We start from the raw sequence: 19,953 nt of genomic DNA, 5'->3' as shown, positions 1-19,953 counted from the left end.
CACGTCGGCCTTCCCGGCCATGTCGTGCGCCACGTGCCGCCAACTGTGGACGAAACGGCCGTCCATAGCCCTGAGCTGCGGTGATCGCCTTGTCGTAGAGGTCGTGATCCGTTGGGAGGGCGGTCGACCGCTCACGGCGCAGCCACGCGATCAGCCACGGCATGTCTGGGACCAGCTCGGGTTCGCCAAGGAGCGCACGCGCAGATATCCCAGTTGATCCCACCATCGGCGGCTGTTCCACTTGCGTGAGTCTGCGGGCGGCAGACCGGGGGGTCTTCGGCCGCAGAGTGCACGTCTGCGCGCACCCGATCCGGGTACTCGGCATCCCTCCCGTCGAGCGAGGTGATGAAAGTGGCATTGACTCCACGCTGGTCAGATTTGTCCGGCCTGTCCGCACTGGTGACGGGCGGATCCAGGGGCCTCGGACTGCTGCTGTCCGCACGGCTGGCCCAGCGCGGCTGCCTGGTCACGATGGCGGCCCGCGACGAGGACGAACTGCGCCGCGGCGCCGAATGGGCCGAGGAAAGGACCGGCAAGAAGTTCTCCACCGCGGTGTGTGACGTCCGTGACCGGCATGCCGTGGAGTCGGTGGTCCGGCAGGCGGATGCCCGGCACGGCGGCCTGGACATCGTCGTCGCCAACGCCGGTGTCATCCAGGTGGCCCCGGTGGCATCGCTCGACAGCGGAGCCTTCGAGGACGCCATGGACACCATCTTCGGCGGCGCCTTGAACACGGCCATGGCAGCACTGCCCTCACTGCGCGCCAGCGACGCGGGAGGCCGGCTGTGCCTCATCGGCTCGGTCGGCGGGCTGCTCGCCGTTCCGCATCTGCTGCCGTACTCGTGCGCCAAGGCCGCCGTCGGAGCACTGGGTGAAGGACTGCGGGCCGAGACGACCGGAGACAATCTCAGCGTCACGACCGTCCATCCCGGGCTGATGCGCACCGGCTCGCATCTTCAGGCCGAGTTCGGCGGACGCTCGTCCCAGGAGTTCGCCTGGTTCTCCGCTCTCTCGGGGGCACCCGTCGTCTCGATGGACGCCGATCGCGCGGCGGAGCGCATCGTGCGGGCGCTGGAGAGGCGCAGGACCCGCCTGGTGCTGACTCCCGCCGCGCGGGCCGCTGCGGTGGCGCACGGCATGGCGCCGGTCACGGTCACCCGGCTCAGCGGCCTCGGCGCCCGTCTTCTGCCCGCTCCCCCGGCCGCGCACGGCATCGAGCAGGGCCACGGCATCGATCGGACGGCCTCCACCTGGAGGGAGAAGGTACGCAGGCTGGGCAGCGTCCTCAACGACCGGGCCGCCCGCCGCTACAACCAGCACATCCCGGGCCCGCCGACCAGCGCCTGATCGAAGCGGCGGCCGGGACCCGCGACAGAAGGAGTTCTCATGCGCGCACTGACCTGGCACGGCAAGAGGGACGTCCGTGTGGAAACCGTGCCGGACCCGCGGATCGAGAAGGCCGACGATGTGATCGTACGGATCACATCGAGCGGCATCTGTGGATCCGACCTTCATCTCTACGAGCTGTTCGGCCCCTATCTGGACCCCGGGGACATCCTGGGGCACGAGCCCATGGGCGTGGTCGAGTATGTCGGGCCGGAGGTCCACGCCCTCAAGCCGGGCGACCGCGTCGTGATCCCGTTCAACGTGTCGTGCCGTGACTGCTACATGTGCGACCGCGGGCTGCACTCGCAGTGCGAGACCACGCAGGTCCGTGAACGCGGCACCGGTGCCTCGCTGTTCGGGTACACCAAGCTCTACGGTCAGGTCCCGGGCGGTCAGGCCGAGCTGCTGCGGGTCCCGTTCGGGAACAGGCTGCCCATCAAGGTCCCGGACGGGCCGCCGGACGACCGCTACGTCTATCTTTCCGACGTCCTGCCGACGGCCTGGCAGGCGGTCGAGTACGCCGACATCCCCGACGGCGGCACGGTGACCGTGCTCGGGCTCGGCCCCATCGGCGACATGGCGACCCGGATCGCGCAGCACCGCGGGGCTGGTCCGGTCATCGGCATCGACCCGGTAGCCGAACGGCTCTCCCGCGCCTCCGCGCACGGCGTCACGTGCTTCGACGCCCGGCGCGGCGCCGAACTGACCGATGCCGTACACGAGTTGACCGAGGGCCGGGGCACCGACGCCGTCATCGACGCCGTCGGGATGGAGGCCCACGGAGCGCCGTTCGCGAAGGCCGCCCAATGGGTCACCACCCTGCTTCCGGACAGTGTCGCGCAGCCGCTCATGGAGCGGGCCGGCGTGGACCGGCTGACCGCCCTGCACACGGCGATCGAGCTGGTACGGCGCGGGGGCACGGTCTCCGTCTCCGGGGTGTACGGCGGCGCGGCGAGCCCCATGCCGCTGCTGACCATGTTCGACAAGCAGATCCAGCTCCGGATGGGCCAGGCGAACGTGTGGCGCTGGGTCGAGGACATCCTGCCTCTGCTGACCGACGCCGATCCGCTCGGCGTGGACTCCTTCAAGACCCACGACATGCCGCTGGAGGACGCCCCCAAGGCCTACGCGATGTTCCAGGCCAAGGAGGACGCCATGGTCAAGACACTTCTCCACCCCTGACCCCGGAATCCACGCCCCGACCCGGATTCCATCCATTTCATCTGTACGTAACCGCATGAGCGACAGAGAGTTGCCTGATGGAAGAACGACAGACCCCTGGCCAGAACCGAGGCGTGGGCGTGTGCAAGGCGTGTGGGAGCAGGCCGGCCGTCTCGTCCGAGGGCGGGACGATGCTGTGCGAGCACTGCTCCCGTCTCCTCGAACTCCCCGACCAGGCAGGGCTGGTGGACGACGACGGGGCCGGTGTCCGGCGCGATTTCGAGAACCGCGACGTCCGCCCGGAGGCCTGAGGACACCGCGTACGACGCGACATCTGCCCCGAAGGCACGGGCAGGAACATGACGGCCGCGATGCCCGTGGGCAGGACGGCATCGGCTCGGTCAGTCGTTCGTGGGGCAGGGTCTCGAGGATACCCGGCGAGTGAAGGGTGACCATTTTCGCGGCGATACAGCCGGAGGGCCGGGCGAGCTCATGTTCCGGGTGGAACTGAGAGGGGCCCTGCCTGCGTGCCAGCACCAGAATGAGCTTCAGGATGCGCCAACCGTCGCGGTAAGTGCGGATCGTGCTGACGCTGCCCGCAGGCCGGTCCTTGAAGCCGACCTCCAATGCGGCTGTGGGAAGTCGCAGGTTGAACGCGTGGACGGTCATCTCGGTCTCGGTCTCGAACTCGCGGGACAGGGCGGGAAGGACTTGATGTAACGGCGTGAGAAGGCCCGGTAGCCGCTGAACATCTTGTTGCCGACCGCATGCACTGGGCGGTAAGCGGTGTCGACGCTCTCGCGGCGTGCTCCGACGACCTGGTCGTAACCCAGTTATTGACGCCCCGGTCTCATCCACATCGTTAGAGGCGATAGCGATGTCCGGACATCGGGTCATGCGTTTCGACACCATCGTGGATCCCGTCGTCGGAGAAAGAAAAGGGAGCGCCGAGGAGCGCGACGCTGGCGGACTCTTCGTGAAAGGCGCTGTTCCTGGTGACCTTTGCTGCGTCTCCCTGCGGTACTGACGGGCCCTGCCGTGAACGGCGCTCCCAATGTCATTTCTGCAGACGGAGCAGGGCCCTGGAGAGAGGCAGAGTCTTCAGGGCCCGGACAGACGGGGAGCCATGGCGGTCACGACAGGAGACCGGCCGGCGGCCCCGAGCTCCACCACGCTGTCAGGTCACCGGTCCGCAGTAGCCTGCTGTCAGCGCGCAGCTGCTCCGCGGCGGCCATCGGACGGTAGGCGCAGGTGCCGGGCAGGGTGTTGGAGGGCCGCCTGGCCCAAGGCGACTGCCATCGCGCCGCTTGTCGCACCGACCTAACCGCACCCCGGCCGGACGCCGGATAAGGGCAACTAATTCACATAGCGACGTTTTCATGGCGTTGTGCGGGTTACGCGGAACAAGACCACGGGGCAGGAGGTCAGGATGATCACTCAAGGGCAGATCGCCACCGTGCTGGACCACCCGGTGTACGACATGGACGGAAGCAAGATCGGCAATGCTCGGCATGTCTTCCTCGACGATGCCACCGGCGAGCCCGAGTGGGTCAGCGTCAAGACCGGGCATTTCGGAACCCGCGAGTCGCTCGTTCCCCTGCATGAGGCCACGATCGTGGAGGACCATCTTGAGGTTCCCTACGCGAAGACCACCGTCAAAGACGCCCCCCATGTCGATGTCGACGCCGGAGGCTTTCTCACGGTGGCCGAGGAGCACCGACTCTACGAGCACTACAACATGGCCTGGGCTGAAGACCCAGGCTGGCAGCAGGTCGTCAGCCAGCCGGACCAGAGTCGGCGAACCTACCCACGAACCCTCAGCGATAGCGCCGATGGCGCCTCGCTGCCCTACGACAACACCGCAGATCCCAGCATCGCCCACGACGGCCTTACGCCGGGTTCGCCCGCTTCGGGAGAGACGACGCGATAACGCGTGCCGGGAACACGGGCGACCAGTCGCGCCACGTCTACCGGGACGATGAAGCCGACGACGCTGCCATTGCGTTCAGAGAGGTGGTTTGCTGATCGTTTGCGGCAGGGGCGTAACGCGGACGGCGGGGCCACAAACAGCCGTCAAAAACAACCGCGCACCGGGCCTCCACCAATACTGCTTGAAGACGGGTGGTTTTGTGCTGCTTCTGGGTACTCGGCATTCATGATCGACAAAGCGCAGACCGTACTGGCCCTCTCTTCCATGGGCGCTCTCTGGCTGACCGTGGCAGGTGTAGCTGTGGTCGCCGTCCTGATTGCGGCATTCGTCGTCGGAGGTCGACGTGCCACCCGGCGCGACGTGTCCACCCCGGCGCCGAACACGGAACAGGTCCAACGGGCCTTGGCAGACCCCGCACAGCGCGGCGAAGGCTGGAGCACTCCTGACGACGACCCCGAGCAGGGGCGCCCCCGCCGCTGACTATGGACGCAGCCTTTGTCTAAGGCTCGGATTGATCGTCATCGGGTCACTTTTGGTGGCTGACTTCTTCGTAGCACGCATCGGCGGACTCTGAACCGGCACCGGCACCGGCCCCGCGGGCGGGGGCGACCTTGGAATCTGCGCATGATCGGTCTTGGCCTGCGGCACCAGCCCTTCCTGCCGTACCGGCATGCGCGTGATGCCGGCAGTGTGAACCGTCCCGGCTTCGCCTCCACCAGCCAGCCCCGTTCCACCAGCCGTTCCAGACGCGCTCTCGCACCCTCGACGTGGGAGGCGGACGCGCGGTCCCAGCCCAGCACCACCGCAGTCCGCCGGGGATCCAGCCCGTCGGCTCCGGCTTCCGCCGCGGCAGCCATCACCGCCTGATAGCCCACCGACTGGTCCTCGACCCCGGCCGAGTTCTCTTGATGAGGCACCGCATGGCGCGGCCCGACCGGCTTCCTCTGCAACTACCCGACGGCCGCCGCGGCGGGCGTCTCCTCCTCGGCCAGCGCCTCCAGATACTGCTCGAGGCCGATCCGGCGCCTCGGTACCTCTTCCGCGTCCGCCAAGTCCGTCTGCACCCGCTCCAGTTCGGTTTCGAGCTCCTCCACCCGCGCTCCGGCGGCTTTCCGTCGCGCTTCCAGAACCGCACGCATCGACGGCATCCGCACCCCCGCAATTCTCGGCCGGCAACGAGCCGAGGCTTCCACAGCAGTTGCAATCTCACGCCTGACCAGCGGAAACCGCACACCAGGTTCGGAAAGAGAACGACCTCGGAGTGCCGCCTCTCAGCTTGGGAAGCTCATGTCTCCTGGCCCGGCTGCCCAGCCGACTTGCGGCCAAGGGCACTGGAGCCCCTGGTGGTGTGAAGGCGTGGGTGCGCCGAAGGGCCGGATTGCGCACCCACGCTCCTCGCGCGCGGAATCAGATGGACAAAGCGACGGAGCGACGACGCCGGATCAGCCCCGGCCCCGAGGCAGGAATACCGCGGTGCCGAGTTGCCGACGATCACGTAGTTTCTCACCGGCAGCCTCAACGTCCCTGCCCAGGCGTTCGATCCGGACGAGCTCAGGCGAGTTCATCGCCCGGCGGGCATGGACTCGACGTCGCCGTGCGGGGCCCGCTCCTCTGCGTCGGCCAGCCAGAAGAAGACCGGCGGCAGGCCGAGTTCGATCACCGCCAGTGCGATCTGGAACCACTGCGGCCAGCCGTGCACAGCGAGCGAGAGCAGTCGTCCCACGCCGCCCAGCAGGAAAACGCCGGCCAGCCACCGCACCGCCCGAGCCGGGATTGGACGCTGCTGCGCCGCCCAGAGCCAGGCCAGCCCGTAGCCGACGAAGCTGGCCCCCATGAACCTGCCCCAGCTGTCGATCGTCGAGCCGGCGGAACCGGCGCCGGGGATCGCCGCGTTGCCGAGTGCCACGTGGAGCACGCCGATCGCCACGCAGGTCCAGCCCATCAACTGTGTGAGTACGCGCAGAACCCTGGCCATGATCCCCCTAAGTCGTCTCGGCGGAGCTTAGTTGACATGCGTCTACTACAGTGGATGCACTAGTAGACCCATGTCAACTAAGCTTCGTGCGTGCCTCCCCGTAAGCGACTCACTCCCGCCGGCCGCCGCGCTCAGCTCCTCGCCGTCGGCGCACGGCTCTTCGCCGCACGGCCGTACGCCGACGTGCTGATGGAGGAGGTCGCCGAAGAGGCTGGTGTCTCGCGGGCCCTGCTCTACCGTCACTTCCCCAGCAAGCACGCCCTCTTCGCGGCCGTCTACCAGCAAGCCGCGGACCAGTTGCTTGCCGAGACGCGGCTCGACCCCGCCGACTCCCTGGTCGAGCAGCTCATCCAGGGCATGGACGTCCATCTCGACTACTTCGTGGCGAACCGCAACGCCGTCCTCGCCGCGAACCGGGTCCTCGCGGGCGACCCGGTGATCCAGACGATCATGACGAACGAGCTGGACGCCCTCCGTGCGCGGCTGCTGGCCGTACTCCCGCTCGCGGACGAGAGTGCCCGCGAGGCTGTGTCCGGCGTCCTCAAAAGCTGGCTGGTTTTCGTCCAGGTCCTCTGCGTCGACTGGCTCACCCAGGCGACCTGTACCCGCACCCAGTTGCGCGACGTCTGCGTCGGCGCGGTTCTCGGCGCTCTCCGGCCGCTGCTCGCCGAGAACCCCGCCCCCGACTGGCCGTCACAGGGGCCCGGCGCGAGCACGTGGAGCCTGTCCGACGGATGAATGACGCCCAGAGCGCGGTCCGTCGCCGATTGCGGTGAAGAATCAGAGGATTAGAGGTAGGACCATCACTGGGGAGGGATCCTGATCATGGCTGATACGCAAGTCCGTAAACACACGAAGCCTGTTGCCGAGAGCGCCGTGGCAAGTCTCGGCGGCTATGACCATGTGGATGCCGTGGCCGTGGATCTCCCCGCAGGTACGAGCGCAATCGAGTTCACTCGTCTGGTCTTCACCGGGACTCCTGAGTGGGTGCACAGACTGCTCACCCTGCGCGACATGATGATGGCGCCCTTCGGACTCCAGTCGCAGAAGCGCGTCCCGGTGCAGGACATCCGGATCGAGCCCGGTCTCAAGATGGGGCCTTTCCGGTTGTTGACCGTGACCGAAGACGAGGTCTTGTGCGGAGACGACGACAAGCACCTGGACTTCCGTACCTCTTTCGCGGTTCGTCCGTCTTCCTCTGGCGGGGGGCGGGAAGGCGTGTGCACGACGGTCGTTCGGTTCCACCGCCCAGTCGGACGCTTGTACTTCAAGGCGATCCAGCCACTTCACAACCTGATCATTCCCCGGGTTGTCGCAGGTGCTGTCCGTGCCTGACAGTCGCTTTCAGTGCGCGGTCCGGCACAGCCAGATCGCCGTGACGATAAACGTCTGGGCCCACGTCGGCCGGGACACGCGGCACGAGGCGGTCAGCCACAAGGGCCGGCTGCTCACGCGGCCCGCAACGCGAGCAGTCCTGGCGAATCCTGGCACTGATGTCAGACCGGGATGCCAAAGACCCCAGGGCTGAGACGAGCCGTCGTTGACCGTGAATCACCGCACGATGTGGCACGGCTTTGGCGCGCTTCGTCCCGAAGCAACCTACGCGGGCGTGCTGCCTTGGGCTGGTGTGGTTCTCACCTGCGCCGATGGTCCACAGACGTTCGCGGGCGTTTCTCGGCGTTGTCACGCAGTTGGACACTCACCCAGGTTCGTTGGGTGGGGCCACCAGTTGATCTTTCAACGCCGCGTATGCGCGCTCGACCTCGCCCAGGTACTGCTCCAGGCGAAAGCGAACCTCCTCGATGACCCTCCCTTCGAGGCCCGGGTACATCAGGTCGGACCAGATGACCATCTCGCCCCGGAGCCGGACCCGGATGGTCAGCCTGCCCGGCCCCGGCTCGGGCTGCTCCTGGGCTGCCACATCCACCGTGCGCGGCATATCCGTCGGATAGAGCGGTCCGCCTGGGCGGAGCAGTCGCTTCGGATCGAGGCCGGCCATTCTGCTGTCGCTGCGCGCGACCACGTCGAGGCCGTCGATGAAGAGGTACGTGTGCACGGCGGCACACGCTGGCGGCCCAGGACACGCGCTGATGAGCAGCGTGCTCACCGCGCCATCGCTTTCCCCATCGGGCACGGTCGCCCTCGACTCGCGCGGGGACCTACGCGGCATCCGCCTGATGTGACGTCATAGGTCGACCTTATCGGCTACGCCGCACTGGTTTGGAAGATCGCGTACGAGGGTCCGGGCTGAGCCGGCGAGACGCTGACATGCTGGTTCTCACACGGTTCGCCGACTTTCCCTGTGGCTCCCCGCCGGTCGCCGCTCGATCGGGCACGCAGCGGGCACGGCGGACCGCGGCCCTCGTGCTGTGACCGACGTCTCACGCTACTCGGGAACGCACATCATGCGGTGGGCCGGCACGACGGGCTCACCCGGGAGCGGATCGACTCCATGGACCCGTACGGCGACGATGTCCAATGACGATGGAGGATCGGGCCGGGAGCTTCGTCAAACGCCACCGGAGGGGCTCTGGGACGTCCTTGGCGGGCAACTCCACGGTGGCGAGGCTGACCTAGCGATCGTAGTTCGTGGGCCATACCCGAACCATGCTCCGCAAGTTGGGCAAGAGGGTGGTGCGATCCACGACACGTCGTCCGGGTTGCGGGGCGGCCGTGGCCCCGTCGACTCCTCCCATGCCCTGGGCGTCGGTGACGACGTGGTGTTTGCTGCCCGGCCGCGCGCGGCCGACCGCGCTGGGTCCGCTCTTGGGCCGCGCCGGGCCGCCCGGACAGGGGAGGAGTCGATCACCGCCCGCGACCAGTCCAACTGTTTCGCGGCCCGCAACTTTCTCAGCAGCACCAGATGCAGTCCCTCCCACACGTCGGCTTCGTTCCACGCGGCCAGACGCCGCCAGCACGTCATCCCCGAACCGAAGCCCAGCTCCTGGGGCAGGTACTCCCATTGGATGCCGGTATGCAGCACGAACAGGATCCCGCACAAGGCCTGCCGGTCCGGGACCCGCAGTCCAGACACGCACGGGCTGCTTCGCTTGCATTGCCGCGGCCCCACGTCTCGGCCTTCAGCGTCCAGCCGAGTTCGACCTCGTTGAACTGCTCCCAGTAGTTCAGTCCGACCGACCGATGAATTCACCGGTGGATTTCAGCTCGACGGCACACAGCCCGTGACCACTTTCCGCCCACCGCTGTTCGACGGAGGCCAACCGTTCCAACGCCTGCTGGTTCGAGTAGGCGCCGACGAACCGGTTCACTTGCTCGTCCTCATGGAGCGCGACGAACACCTCGACGTCTTCCACTCGGAGAGGTCGCAGCATGAGCCGTTCAGTCTCGATCACCTGGCCAGCCCTATCTGCACGGCCATTGGCGCACTCCGGCATCCGGATCATCGGAAACTCTTCGAACGCACCGTCACGAAGAAGGGAAACACCTACTCACTGCAAGCGACGTCACACCGACCTCGACTGAACCCTTCACCCAGATGGTCCGTCAGATCGCCAAGTGCAACTGGAGTACTGGGGCAGCAGCACCCGAACGGGCGACCCGGTCCCGCCTGTCGCCGCACCTCAGGTTTCGCTCAACCGTGCGAACGGAGGTGGGAGTCGGCGCTAGGGTCTTTCCTCGGCGGCTGTAGAGGCCGTTGTCGACCAAAGAAAACCGAGGGGAACGCGTGCGCCGAATTTCGCGCATCATGTCGGCAGGCTGTGTCACTGCGGCACTGCCGTCATCCGCTCCACACCTGCTTCCGCCGCTGTGCCCGAGAAGATGAAACCCATGAGTTGCCCGATGACCAAGGGCTACGATTTTTCCGGCAGTCACAATTTCTACCGGGACCTGGAACCCCGTTCCGGCGGCGACAGCGGTACGACAATCAGCATCACCTTCCACAAGGGAAAGACGACGACGTCCACCGTGGGCGGAGCGGTGCACAACCCCAAGGTGCTGCGCAGTGGATCAGCGCGGCTGGTCTGCAAGGGTCGCGAAACCCGGGACGGAATGAGCTGATGCGCAGAAGACATCTGGCCGTAATGCCAGTCATCGTCATCCTGGCCGCCGGGTGTGGGGGAGGGGGAAATCGGGCTCCTGTGGGCAGCCCGTCGAAATCAGTGCTGGTGTCTGATCCGGACCGTCCTGACAGCGGAAAGGAGACGCCGGGCCATCTCGGACCCGGGACGGTCAAACTTCCTGTTTCTGCTGACCAGATCGCCGAACTAGGCGTCCGCTACGACTGTCTCGGACCTGGCGGTCTCACAGTCACTAGCGGAACCGGCCTCAGCGCCGAGGCCGGTGGCTGCGACGACAGCGCCACGTTCGGCGCCCGCGTCAAGGCGAAGGATCTGCACGGCAGAGAATTCGCGGACACGGTCACCGTCACGGTAGGCAAGCGTACGAGGTGGCGTATGTCCGTGGACATCACCACCAAGGACGGTGTGAAGCAGACCGTCCACGGCTGATCGCGTGACGAGACCCCCGCTGATGCTGATCTCTGACTACGGGCTGACGCGGGGGCGACAAGTTCGAGGCCGGTTCCGGCCAGAAAACCGATGAGGAGTTCGGGGTGGCGCTGGGCGTAGCGCAGGGTGCTCTTCGTGGCCCAGTCTCCAGTCGAACTTCGTGATCTGACGGATCAACGGGGTGGTGGGTTCAGTCGAGGTCGGTGAGGCGTCGCTTGCAGTGAGAAGCCGCATCTCAACCGATCTTGAAACCTGCAGGTCGAACGGAGTTCCTGGTCGGGTGATCTTCCGGCCGTACGCGTATGAAGGGAGGGCCTCCTGGTAGCTCGGGGGCGCGACCCCATTCCGAGCGTCCGGGAGGCCCTGTTGCAGGGCGGTTGCAAGGTCCGGGGTCGTGCGGCTGGTCGGGTTGCGACCGGTTGGGGCGCATAACAAGGCAGGCACGGGCTTCGTGAGGTGCTGACCGCACCCGGGTAACGCTGCTTGTTGCGGGTACTCACTTCCGGCGGCGCGCCGATCACGGCCCGCCAGGGTTCCGGTACTGGGGAGATGCGTTGAGGCTTCGCGATTCGGCTCGGGCTGCGGCCGCCCGCTGTTCGGCCGACATAGTCAACGGCCGTTACCGTCTTGACGGGCTTCTCGGTGCGGGAGGCACTGCTGATGTGCACCGCGGGTTCGATCTGAGCCTCAGACGCCCGGTGGCGATAAAAGTCTTCCGTCCCGGTACAGGCTTCGATATCGAGGAGAGCTGGCGCAGTGAGGCGGTGCTCCTGGCCCGGCTGCATCATCCCGGCCTGGTCACCGTTTACGACGCGGGACAGTACGACGGGCATGTCTTCCTGGTCATGGAGCTGGTCGAAGGCACTACCTTGAAGCGGCGCATCGCCCAGGGGCTCCTTTCATCCCGCGAAGTGTCCGCGCTCGGCGCTGACCTGGCTGACGCGCTGGCTCACGCCCATGAGGCGAGGATCGTCCATCGCGACGTCAAACCATCCAACATCCTTCTCGACGCTAATTCCCGCCCATACCTCACGGACTTCGGCCTCTCCCGGCTGGTCGACGGCACCAGCCGCACCGCATCGGGCACGCTGACCGGCACCGCTGCCTATCTCTCACCCGAGCAGGTGCTGGGGCAGCCCGTCGGCCGGCCCGCCGACATCTACGCCCTCGGTCTGGTCCTCCTCGAATGCCTCACCGGCAGGCTCGAATACGACGGAGGCCCCCTCGAGGCCGCGATCGCACGACTGCACCGCCGGCCCGCGCTGCCCGACGGCATTTCGGAATCCCTGGCGGGTCTCTTGCGGGACATGACGGCTCTGGACGAAGCCGACCGTCCAACAGCAGCGTGTTGCGCCCGTGCGCTGGCCGAAGCAGTTGAGCCGGTCAGTTCTCCGACCGTCACGCCCCTGCATGCCTCCAGTCCCGCCGCCGGGTTCGACGCACGCCGGGCTACCGACTACACCCATCGCAACTTGTCGCCTCTCAGCTCACGAACTGCAGCGGGCACCCGCAGGCGTCGGCGCGTCTGGATCGCCGGCGCGAGCGCCGCGATGGTCACCGCCCTGGCGGCTGCTCTCGCTGTCGGCGACGACCTGGGATCGCGCGGCAGTGATCAGAGCGGGACGCGCGCTACCAGCGCCCCAGCGGAGGGAAAGTCTTCCACTTCCGGGCAGGAGAAGGCCACGCCTCCTGCAAGCGGGCCTCCTTCCGGTTCCGGCCAGGAGGCCGCCAGAGAGCCGAGCCAAGGAAGCGGCCGCCCGGCTGCGAGCGGGCCAGGCCAGCCTTCTCCCGCGGCTTCATCACCGCTGGCCCCCGGCCGAGCTGCCGCGTCACCTCCAGCAAAGCCGGCCGGCGCAGCCAGGATTTCCCACCGGCCGCCCGGTCAGGTGAATAAGACAGCCAGGGCTGAGAATGAGAAGGTAACCCAGCCGGGTGAGGCGGCCCGTGGTCGTTGACAGCGCGAACCACGGTCCGAGAGCGGTGCCGTATCCCCCGCCCGAAGGGCAGGCGGTCGCGCAGAAGTAAGACTGGTCGATCGCAGCGGATAGGGGCCGACCGCGGGGTGTCGGCCCCGTCTATCCGTTGTCAGCCGGGCCAGGTGCCGGTCAGGCTGCGTGTGGTGGCAGCGCCGGTGCGGTCGACGATGGCTTTGACTGCGGCGAAGATGGCGCCCTGGAGAGTGGCGGCGAGGATCACCTTGCCCCAGGTGCGGCCTTCGTCGGTGGCGTCGGGGGCGTCTTTGTCGTGGGCGAGCATTTTCCATGCCTGTTTGAAGACGGCCCCGGCGATCACGCCGCTGACGGCTCCCAGTGCGAGTCCGACTGGCTTGTAGACGATCTTCGAGGCCTTCATCTGTCTAGCCCTTCTTGATACGGCGGGCCAACCACAGCACGGTGACGCCCGCGGCTGCGGCCAGCAGCAGAGTGCGGTGCTCCCGCGCCAGCTGCGCAGCCTGTGCCGTCTTCTGCTGCAGGGGAGCGGGTGCCTTCTTTTCCCACATCCGTCCGGCCTCGGCAGCCGTGGCGCGGGCTTGCCCTGCGGCTTGGGCGGCCCTCTCCTTGAAGGAGTCGGGCAGCTTGTCCTGGGCCTCGGAAGCGGCCTTCGTGGCCTGAACTTTCAGCTCGCCGGCCTTGACGATCGCCCGTTCCTTCAGCTGGCCGGCTTTCTGCCGGGCTCGAGCCTTGGCATCGGTCTTGTCCGCGAGGGCCTGGACGGTGCCGCCGAGTTCGTGGCGGGTGTGTTCGATCTGTTCGCGGAGCTCGGCCGGGGTGGGGGTGCTGTGCTGGTCGGCGGGCCTGTGGGTCATCGGTGTGCGCTCCTTTTGATCTCAGCGACGTCGGCCTTGACGTTTTCGATCGTGCTCTCGGGGGTGGGCGGGGATGCCTGTGCGGCCTGCTTCTTGCCGGTGAGGGCCAAGACCGCAGCGATCGCGCCGAGGACGGCGGTGATGAAGAGGGCTGCCGCCCACAGCGGCAGTACGAGGTCGAGGGCTGCGATCGCAGTGGCGACCAAGGCCTGGAGCATCAGGAATCCGGCGAGCGAGGCGCCGCCGAACAGGCCGCCGCTCTTGCCGTAGCGCTTGCCCTTCTCCTTCATCTCCGCCTGTGCCAGCTTCATCTCGCCGCGCACGAGCTCGGTCAGCTGCTCGGAGGCCCGCTGGACCAGCTCGCCCACCGGCTCCTGCCTCCCGCCGTTCACATGAGGGCCCGAGCTCGGGTTGTGCGGTTGGGTACTCGACATGTGATCACCTCCTGCGGTGTTCTGTTCCTGCCAGCCGGGCCGCCAGGACGACCCCGCGCTCTTGGCCGAAGGGGCGAGTACCCCGAACCGCGCGGTTAAGAAGAGAGAACGAGCGTCACCAGCCAAAGCTGCGGCACGCTGTGAGGCCGCTACAGCCAGTGCGCAGCAGATGCGGGACACGTCGGGTGAGCCAGGCGCTGCCCAGTCCGATCAGGGCGCCGGCGGCGACGTCGGTGGGAGTGGGCTCCCGACTGCACCCACTCGACAGCCAGCAGAGCGGCCGGGACCGCGCAAGCCGCAGCGGCCAGTGGCCAAAGGGGCGTAACGGCGACGGTGAAGGCGACTGCGGCCGCGGTGTGGCCGGACGGGAAGGGGGAGGAGTCAGGCCGCTCTTCCGCCTCGTTGTGGCCGATCCATTCCCTGGGCGGGGGCACGGTCGACCAGCTCCTTGCCCACACGGTTGGACACCAGCTCGGCAACGGCGAGCGCGGCAACCCCCGTGACCGCGGACTGCATTCCCTTGCGCCCGCCGACCACGGCCCTGACGGCCGCTGCGCCGCCCCACAGTTTGCTGCTCTCCGCTGTCTCCGGTCGGCAAACGCATCACCGCCCGCCTCGCCCTGGCCGACGGCCCTGGCGGCGCCATCGCCGGACGCCGGCCTCTGAAGAACGGTTGACCGCCGCCGCCGGCCGATCCGCAGGGGCTCCGGGGCGTCGGCGTCGTGGACGTCGGCCCGGATGATGCGGCCGGTGCCCAGGTGCAGGGAGACCCGAAGCTGCCGGCCTATCCGGTTGGGCACCTCCAACCCGATGAGCGGCAGCGACACCATGGAGTCGGCCTTGAGGACCAACGGCACCTCAATCCGCTCAGCCTCGCTTTCGACCTGCACCGGCGCCGCGAAGTGCACCGCCACGCACTGACGTTCAGCGAGGCGGGTGCACGCCCGGCCCGGCGCCGTGCTCACCGGAGCACGGCGCCGGCAGCCCGCGTCCGGAGCACGACCTCGTGTGCGGGCAGGGCCGGGGGGAGGCGCGGGGAAACGGGCCCGGGCCCTCCGTTCAGCTGGACCCGCGGACCACGAGTTCGTTCGGCATGATCACCGGCTTCCTGGGGCCGCCCTCGATGAGCGCCAGCAGCAGGCGCACCGTCGCGGCGGCCTGGTCGGCCATGGAACTGCGCACCGAGGTGAGCGCGGGAGTGGTGTAGGCGGCGGCCTCGATGTCGTCGAACCCGACCACGGCCACGTCGTCGGGGACCCGGCGGCCGGCTTGGTGCAGGGTGCGCAGCGCCCCGATGGCCATGAGGTCGTTGGCCGCGAACACCGCGTCGACGTCCGGGTCGTCCTCCAGGAGCTGCCGCATGGCCTCCGCGCCCGACACCCGCGTGAAGTCGCCCAGTGCGACGATCGAGCGGCGGCCGGTGTCCCGCAGGGTCGCGCGGTACCCCTCGAGCCGTTCGCGGGACTCGTACAGGTCCAGCGGCCCGGTGATCGTGGCGATCCGGCGTCTGCCCCGCTCCAGCAGGTGCCGTACGGCCAGCTCCGCACCGCCCGCGTTGTCCAGCGCCACGTACGGGACGTCCGTCGCGGCGGTGCGGTTGAAGGACGCGACGGGCAGGCCCATGCGGGCGAGCGCGGCCGGCAGGGGATCGGCGCCGTGCAGCGCTACGAGCATCACGCCGTCCACGTGGCCCCCCGCCACGTAGCGCTCCACCCGGGCCCGGCTCTCGTCGGACTCGGCGAGGATCAGTACCACGCGTCTGCCGACGGCCTCCAACTCCCGGCTGACGGTGCGTACCACGGTGGAGAACAGCGGGTCGTCGGACACCACGCCCTTGGGCGGGTCGGACACGACCACGGCCACGGCGTCCGTGCGGCGGGTGACCAGGTTGCGGGCGGCGGCGTTCGGCACGTAGCCGAGTTCCCGCACCGCCTGCATGACGACGTCCTGGATCTCCGGCGCGACGGTGGTCTCCCCGTTGATGACCCGGGAGACGCTCGACTTGGACACGCCAGCCCGGGCGGCGACCACCGCGAGCGTGGGTCGTTTCATCGCCTTCCGATCACCGGTGCCCGGTCGTCGAGTTCAGGGAGCGTTTCCCCCAGGATGACCTCGGCCCGATCCGCCTGTCAACGACGTCTCCCGTGCACCTGGTTGACGGTCCCTCGCCTCACCTGGCTGCTCTCCGGCGCCGGTCGGCCGGCGCCGCGCGCACCGCTGCAGTGGATCTCAGGAACCGTTCCCTGACACGCAGCACGTGCGTCGGGGATGTTACAGGCCTGTTGCCGAAAGCCTTGACAGGCCACCGACACCAGCCCATTCTCACCCCTCAGGGAGCGCTCCCTCACCCTTCCCCCACTGAGGAGTCGCCCGTGCATCCCCTGCTCCGCCGCTTCGGCTTACCCGCCCTGGTCGCGGCCGTCCTGCTCACCCTCGTCAGCCTGCCCGCGCCCCGCGCCCACGCCGCCGAGACCCTGCTGTCGCAGGGCCGGCCCGTCGTCGCGTCGAGCACCGAGGACCCGTTCACCGCGCCGGGAGCCGTCGACGGCAACCCGGCGACGCGCTGGTCCAGCGCCTTCTCCGACCCGCAGTGGATCAGGGTCGACCTCGGGGCCCTGGCCCGGATCAGCCGTGTCACCCTCCAGTGGGAGGCCGCCTACGGCAAGGCCTTCCGCATCCAGGTGTCGGACGACGCCGAGACCTGGTCCACCGTCCACGAGACCGCGGACGGCACCGGCGGCACCCAGAACCTGACCCTCACGGCCACCGGCCGCTACGTCCGCATGTACGGCACCCAGCGCGGGACTCAATACGGCTTCTCCCTCTGGGAATTCCAGGTGTACGGCACGGCCGGCACCGGCGGCGACCCCGGCGGCGGTGACGGGGACACCCTGCTGTCGTACGGGAAGACCGGCGCGGCCTCCTCGTCGCAGAGCGACGGCGACTGCTGGGAGTGCACCCCGGCCCGGGCCTTCGACCGCGACCCGGCCTCCCGGTGGGCGACCAGCTCCACCACCGGCTGGACCGACCCCGGCTGGATCTCCGTCGACCTGGGCGCGACCGCGCAGATCACCAAGGTCGTCCTGCAGTGGGACCCCGCCTACGCCAAGTCCTTCCAGATCCAGGTCTCGCCCAACGGCACCGACTGGACGCCGATCTACTCGACCACGTCCGGCACCGGCTTCAAACAGACCCTGGCCGTCTCCGGCACGGGGCGCTACGCCCGCATGTACGGCACCGAACGCGCCACCCCTTACGGCTACTCCCTCTGGGAGTTCCAGGTGTACGGCACCGGAGGCGCCCCCGTCCCAGCGCCGCCGCTGCCGCCGGACCCGGCGCAGCCGCCGCGGCTGGTGTGGAGCGACGACTTCGACGGGGCCGCCGGCAGCCAGCCCGACCCGGAGCATTGGCGCGCCGACCCCGGCACCGGCCAGAACGGCGAGCTGCAGTACTACACAGACCACCAGAACGCCGCGCTCGACGGCGGCGGCCACCTCGTCATGGAGGCCCGCAAGGAGGCCGGCCCCGGTCGGGCCTGCCCGCCCGACCCGCTGACCGGCAGCACCACCTGCCAGTACACCTCGGCCCGCATGAACACCGGCGCCACCTTCCAGTTCACCTACGGACGCGTCGAGGCCCGCATCAAGGTGCCCAAAGGCAACGGGCTGTGGCCCGCCTTCTGGATGATGGGCGCCGACTTCCTCACCGGCCGTCCGTGGCCGTACAACGGCGAGGTCGACATCATGGAGGTCCTCGGCAAGGACGTGAAAACGGCCTACTCGACCGTGCACGCCCCTGCCTACAACGGTGGCAACGGAATCGGCTCGCCGTACCGGCTGCCCTCGGGCGCCGACTTCTCGGACGACTTCCACACCTGGGCCGCCGACTGGAGCAGCAAGGGCATCGTCTTCAGCCTCGACGGGCGCACCGTGTTCACCCTGGACAAGGACCAGGTGGAGCGCACGCGCGGACCCTGGATCTTCGACCACCCGCACTACATGATCCTCAACCTCGCGGTCGGCGGCGACTGGCCCGGCCCGACCGACGCGTCGACGCCATTCCCGTCCCGGATGCTCGTCGACTACGTGCGCGTGTACCAGTAGCACAGCCGGCACCGGCCCCCTTGTCAGGTCCGGCCCGGACACCTCGGTTCCGGGCCGGACCGCAGGCGCACCACGCCCCACCCCCTCCGATGAGGAAGTGACATGCGCAGACACCCGTTACACCTCTATCCCGTGTTGGTCGGTGCCCTGGCGATCGCCCTGGCCGCCGCCCTCGGCATCACCCTCGGCGCCCCCGCAGCGCGGGCCGCCACCATCACCGTCCAAGCCGAGTCCTACGCGGCGCAGTCCGGCGTCGCCCTGGAGACGACCGCCGACATGGGCGGCGGGCAGAACGCCGCCTACCTCGCCGACGGCGACTGGATGCGCTTCGACCAGGTCGACCTCGGGCCCGCCGGCCACCTGACGGTGTCGGCGCGCATCGCCGCCGCCACGGGCAGCGGGTCCGTCGAACTGCGCACCGGTTCCCTGACCGGCCCCCTGCTCGCCGTGATCCAGACAGGCCCCACCGGGGGCTGGCAGACCTGGGCGACGCGCAGCGCCGACGTCACCACCCACCCGACCGGCGCCCAGACCGTGTTCGCGGTGCTGCGCAGCACCACGCCCGGCGACTTCGTCAACATCAACTGGTTCTCGTTCGTCAGCGGCGGCGACGAGCCCGCGCCGGGCTGGGTCGACGTCGACCAGACCAAGTGGCAGGCCCAGCTGACCCAGTTCCGGGCGATGACCCCGGCGCCGGTGCCCGCCAACGCCGTGCGCGTCCCCGAGTTCAACGCCACCTGCACCTACAGCCACTCCAAGCCGGACGACCCGATCGTCGCCCCGGGCCTGCCCGGCGCGTCCCACATGCACAGCTTCTTCGGCAACAAGAGCACCGACGCGTTCACCACCACCCAGAGCCTGCTGGACAACACGGGCACGACCTGCACACCCGCCAAGGACCTCTCGGCGTACTGGATCCCCACGCTCTACGAGCGCGGCAAGGCGGTCGAACCCGACGGGATGATCGTCTACTACGGGTCGCGGCTGCCCGACCCCACGGCGACCGTGCCCTTCCCGCAGGGCTTCCGCATGATCGCGGGCAGCGCCAAGTTGCAGGTGGCCACCCCGGCCGGCTCGCCCAACCAGTTCTGGTGCGCCGGACCCGGCGGCGAGACCGGCCGCAGCGCCGACGGCAACTGGCCGCTGTGCGCCCCCACCGCCAAGCTGGTGTACCAGCTGGTCTTCCCGGACTGCTGGGACGGCAAGCACCTCGACAGCCCGGACCACAAGTCGCACGTCGCCTTCACCTACGACGGCAAGTGCAGCGGCGCCTACCCGGTCGCCATCCCCTCGGTGTCGTTCGTCATCAGCTACCCGACCAGCGGGAGCGCCGACGGGTTCAGCCTGGCGTCGGGCATGGCCTCGTCCATCCACGGTGACTTCTTCAACGCCTGGGACACCGCGGCCCTCGGGCAGCGCGTGAAGGACTGCATCGTGCAGAGCGCCAAGTGCAACTCCGCCGGAACGTTCTGACCCGGCGGACGGCGGCCGCCCTGCTCCTGGGCCTGGCGGGGGGCCGGCGGGGCCCCCCCCCCCCCCCCCCCCCACCCCCCCCCCCCCCCCCCCCCCCCCCCCCACCCCCCCCCCCCCACACCCCCCCCCCCCCCCCCCGGGGGGCCCCCCCCCCCCGGCGCCCCGCGGACCGGGTGCGGACAGGTGGGCGACGCGACCCGCGCGGACGCGGCCCGG

The 19,953-nt window shown here is 68.7% G+C and carries 18 protein-coding genes and 3 pseudogenes; 12 read left to right on the top strand and 9 right to left on the bottom strand.

All coding sequences use genetic code 11. The annotated features are described in order from the left end of the window. Positions 1-351: 351 nt before the first annotated feature. The 5 genes from ACF07B_RS08655 to ACF07B_RS08635 all read left to right on the top strand — a co-directional run bounded on the left by ACF07B_RS08655 (position 352) and on the right by ACF07B_RS08635 (position 4,957). Positions 352-1,347, top strand: a complete 996-nt coding sequence (locus tag ACF07B_RS08655) for an SDR family NAD(P)-dependent oxidoreductase (protein WP_392178306.1) — start codon at positions 352-354, stop codon at positions 1,345-1,347. Positions 1,348-1,386: 39 nt separating this feature from the next. Beyond that, a complete protein-coding gene (locus tag ACF07B_RS08650) occupies positions 1,387-2,568 on the top strand; it encodes an alcohol dehydrogenase catalytic domain-containing protein (RefSeq protein ID WP_392178305.1) in 1,182 nt (393 codons plus the stop codon). Positions 2,569-2,645: 77 nt separating this feature from the next. Next, entirely contained in the window at positions 2,646-2,858 is a 213-nt protein-coding gene (locus ACF07B_RS08645) for a hypothetical protein (protein ID WP_369482385.1), read from the top strand. A gap of 1,118 nt (positions 2,859-3,976) precedes the next feature. Continuing rightward, on the top strand, positions 3,977-4,477 hold the full coding sequence (locus ACF07B_RS08640; protein ID WP_392178304.1) for a PRC-barrel domain-containing protein: 501 nt from the start codon (positions 3,977-3,979) through the stop codon (positions 4,475-4,477). Positions 4,478-4,702: 225 nt separating this feature from the next. Continuing rightward, on the top strand, positions 4,703-4,957 hold the full coding sequence (locus ACF07B_RS08635) for a DUF6479 family protein (RefSeq protein ID WP_392178303.1): 255 nt from the start codon (positions 4,703-4,705) through the stop codon (positions 4,955-4,957). Positions 4,958-5,157: 200 nt separating this feature from the next. Here the strand turns inward: ACF07B_RS08635 and ACF07B_RS08630 are convergent. Next, positions 5,158-5,616, bottom strand: a pseudogene (locus ACF07B_RS08630) (hypothetical protein); the annotation flags it as partial. Between the two features lie 422 nt (positions 5,617-6,038). Beyond that, entirely contained in the window at positions 6,039-6,452 is a 414-nt protein-coding gene (locus ACF07B_RS08625; protein WP_392178302.1) for a DUF4345 domain-containing protein, read from the bottom strand. Between the two features lie 90 nt (positions 6,453-6,542). Here ACF07B_RS08625 and ACF07B_RS08620 point away from each other — a divergent pair, with 90 nt between their 5' ends. Both ACF07B_RS08620 and ACF07B_RS08615 read left to right on the top strand, forming a co-directional pair. After that, positions 6,543-7,190 carry a TetR/AcrR family transcriptional regulator gene (locus ACF07B_RS08620; protein ID WP_369482390.1) on the top strand — a complete coding sequence of 216 codons (648 nt, stop codon included), beginning with the start codon at positions 6,543-6,545 and terminating at the stop codon, positions 7,188-7,190. Between the two features lie 87 nt (positions 7,191-7,277). Beyond that, a complete protein-coding gene (locus ACF07B_RS08615) occupies positions 7,278-7,787 on the top strand; it encodes a DUF2867 domain-containing protein (protein WP_392178301.1) in 510 nt (169 codons plus the stop codon). A gap of 364 nt (positions 7,788-8,151) precedes the next feature. Here ACF07B_RS08615 and ACF07B_RS08610 read toward each other — a convergent pair whose 3' ends face one another. From ACF07B_RS08610 to ACF07B_RS08600, 3 genes and pseudogenes are all read right to left on the bottom strand, one after another. Continuing rightward, positions 8,152-8,508, bottom strand: coding sequence for a hypothetical protein (locus ACF07B_RS08610; protein WP_392178300.1), 357 nt, complete (start codon positions 8,506-8,508; stop codon positions 8,152-8,154). A gap of 640 nt (positions 8,509-9,148) precedes the next feature. Then, a pseudogene (locus ACF07B_RS08605) lies at positions 9,149-9,474 on the bottom strand (transposase); the annotation flags it as partial. Next, positions 9,372-9,784 (bottom strand): annotated as a pseudogene (locus ACF07B_RS08600) (GNAT family N-acetyltransferase). The pseudogenes ACF07B_RS08600 and ACF07B_RS08605, both read right to left, overlap by 103 nt. A 469-nt stretch (positions 9,785-10,253) precedes the next feature. On the opposite strand from ACF07B_RS08600, the gene ACF07B_RS08595 reads away from it, so the two are divergent. From ACF07B_RS08595 to ACF07B_RS08585, 3 genes are all read left to right on the top strand, one after another. Then, positions 10,254-10,472, top strand: a complete 219-nt coding sequence (locus ACF07B_RS08595) for a hypothetical protein (protein ID WP_392178299.1) — start codon at positions 10,254-10,256, stop codon at positions 10,470-10,472. Positions 10,473-10,579: 107 nt separating this feature from the next. Next, positions 10,580-10,921 (top strand): hypothetical protein, encoded by a 342-nt coding sequence (locus ACF07B_RS08590; protein ID WP_392178298.1) that lies wholly within the window; start codon positions 10,580-10,582, stop codon positions 10,919-10,921. Between the two features lie 554 nt (positions 10,922-11,475). Continuing rightward, complete coding sequence (locus ACF07B_RS08585) at positions 11,476-12,876, top strand: protein kinase (RefSeq protein ID WP_392178297.1); 1,401 nt, start codon at positions 11,476-11,478, stop codon at positions 12,874-12,876. Positions 12,877-13,006: 130 nt separating this feature from the next. On the opposite strand, the gene ACF07B_RS08580 is transcribed toward ACF07B_RS08585, so the two are convergent. From ACF07B_RS08580 to ACF07B_RS08565, 4 genes are all read right to left on the bottom strand, one after another. After that, positions 13,007-13,273: a DUF4235 domain-containing protein gene (locus tag ACF07B_RS08580; RefSeq protein ID WP_392178296.1), complete on the bottom strand. Its 267-nt coding sequence runs from the start codon at positions 13,271-13,273 to the stop codon at positions 13,007-13,009. A gap of 4 nt (positions 13,274-13,277) precedes the next feature. Next, positions 13,278-13,727, bottom strand: coding sequence for a DUF3618 domain-containing protein (locus ACF07B_RS08575; protein ID WP_392178295.1), 450 nt, complete (start codon positions 13,725-13,727; stop codon positions 13,278-13,280). Further along, entirely contained in the window at positions 13,724-14,161 is a 438-nt protein-coding gene (locus ACF07B_RS08570; RefSeq protein WP_392178294.1) for a phage holin family protein, read from the bottom strand. The genes ACF07B_RS08575 and ACF07B_RS08570 overlap by 4 nt, the downstream gene beginning before the upstream one ends. 1,059 nt (positions 14,162-15,220) lie before the next feature. Then, a complete protein-coding gene (locus ACF07B_RS08565; protein ID WP_392178293.1) occupies positions 15,221-16,213 on the bottom strand; it encodes a LacI family DNA-binding transcriptional regulator in 993 nt (330 codons plus the stop codon). A 320-nt stretch (positions 16,214-16,533) separates the two neighbouring features. Between ACF07B_RS08565 and ACF07B_RS08560 the strand changes: the two genes are divergently transcribed. Together ACF07B_RS08560 and ACF07B_RS08555 are read left to right on the top strand one after the other, a co-directional pair. Continuing rightward, complete coding sequence (locus ACF07B_RS08560; protein ID WP_392178292.1) at positions 16,534-18,264, top strand: discoidin domain-containing protein; 1,731 nt, start codon at positions 16,534-16,536, stop codon at positions 18,262-18,264. 102 nt (positions 18,265-18,366) lie between these two features. Next, positions 18,367-19,737: a DUF1996 domain-containing protein gene (locus tag ACF07B_RS08555; protein ID WP_392178291.1), complete on the top strand. Its 1,371-nt coding sequence runs from the start codon at positions 18,367-18,369 to the stop codon at positions 19,735-19,737. Positions 19,738-19,953 lie beyond the last annotated feature (216 nt).

It is taken from the genome of Streptomyces sp. NPDC015532, assembly GCF_043078065.1.
Classification (GTDB): Bacteria; Actinomycetota; Actinomycetes; order Streptomycetales; family Streptomycetaceae; genus Streptomyces.
This window is presented reverse-complemented; position numbering and strand designations above follow the sequence as displayed.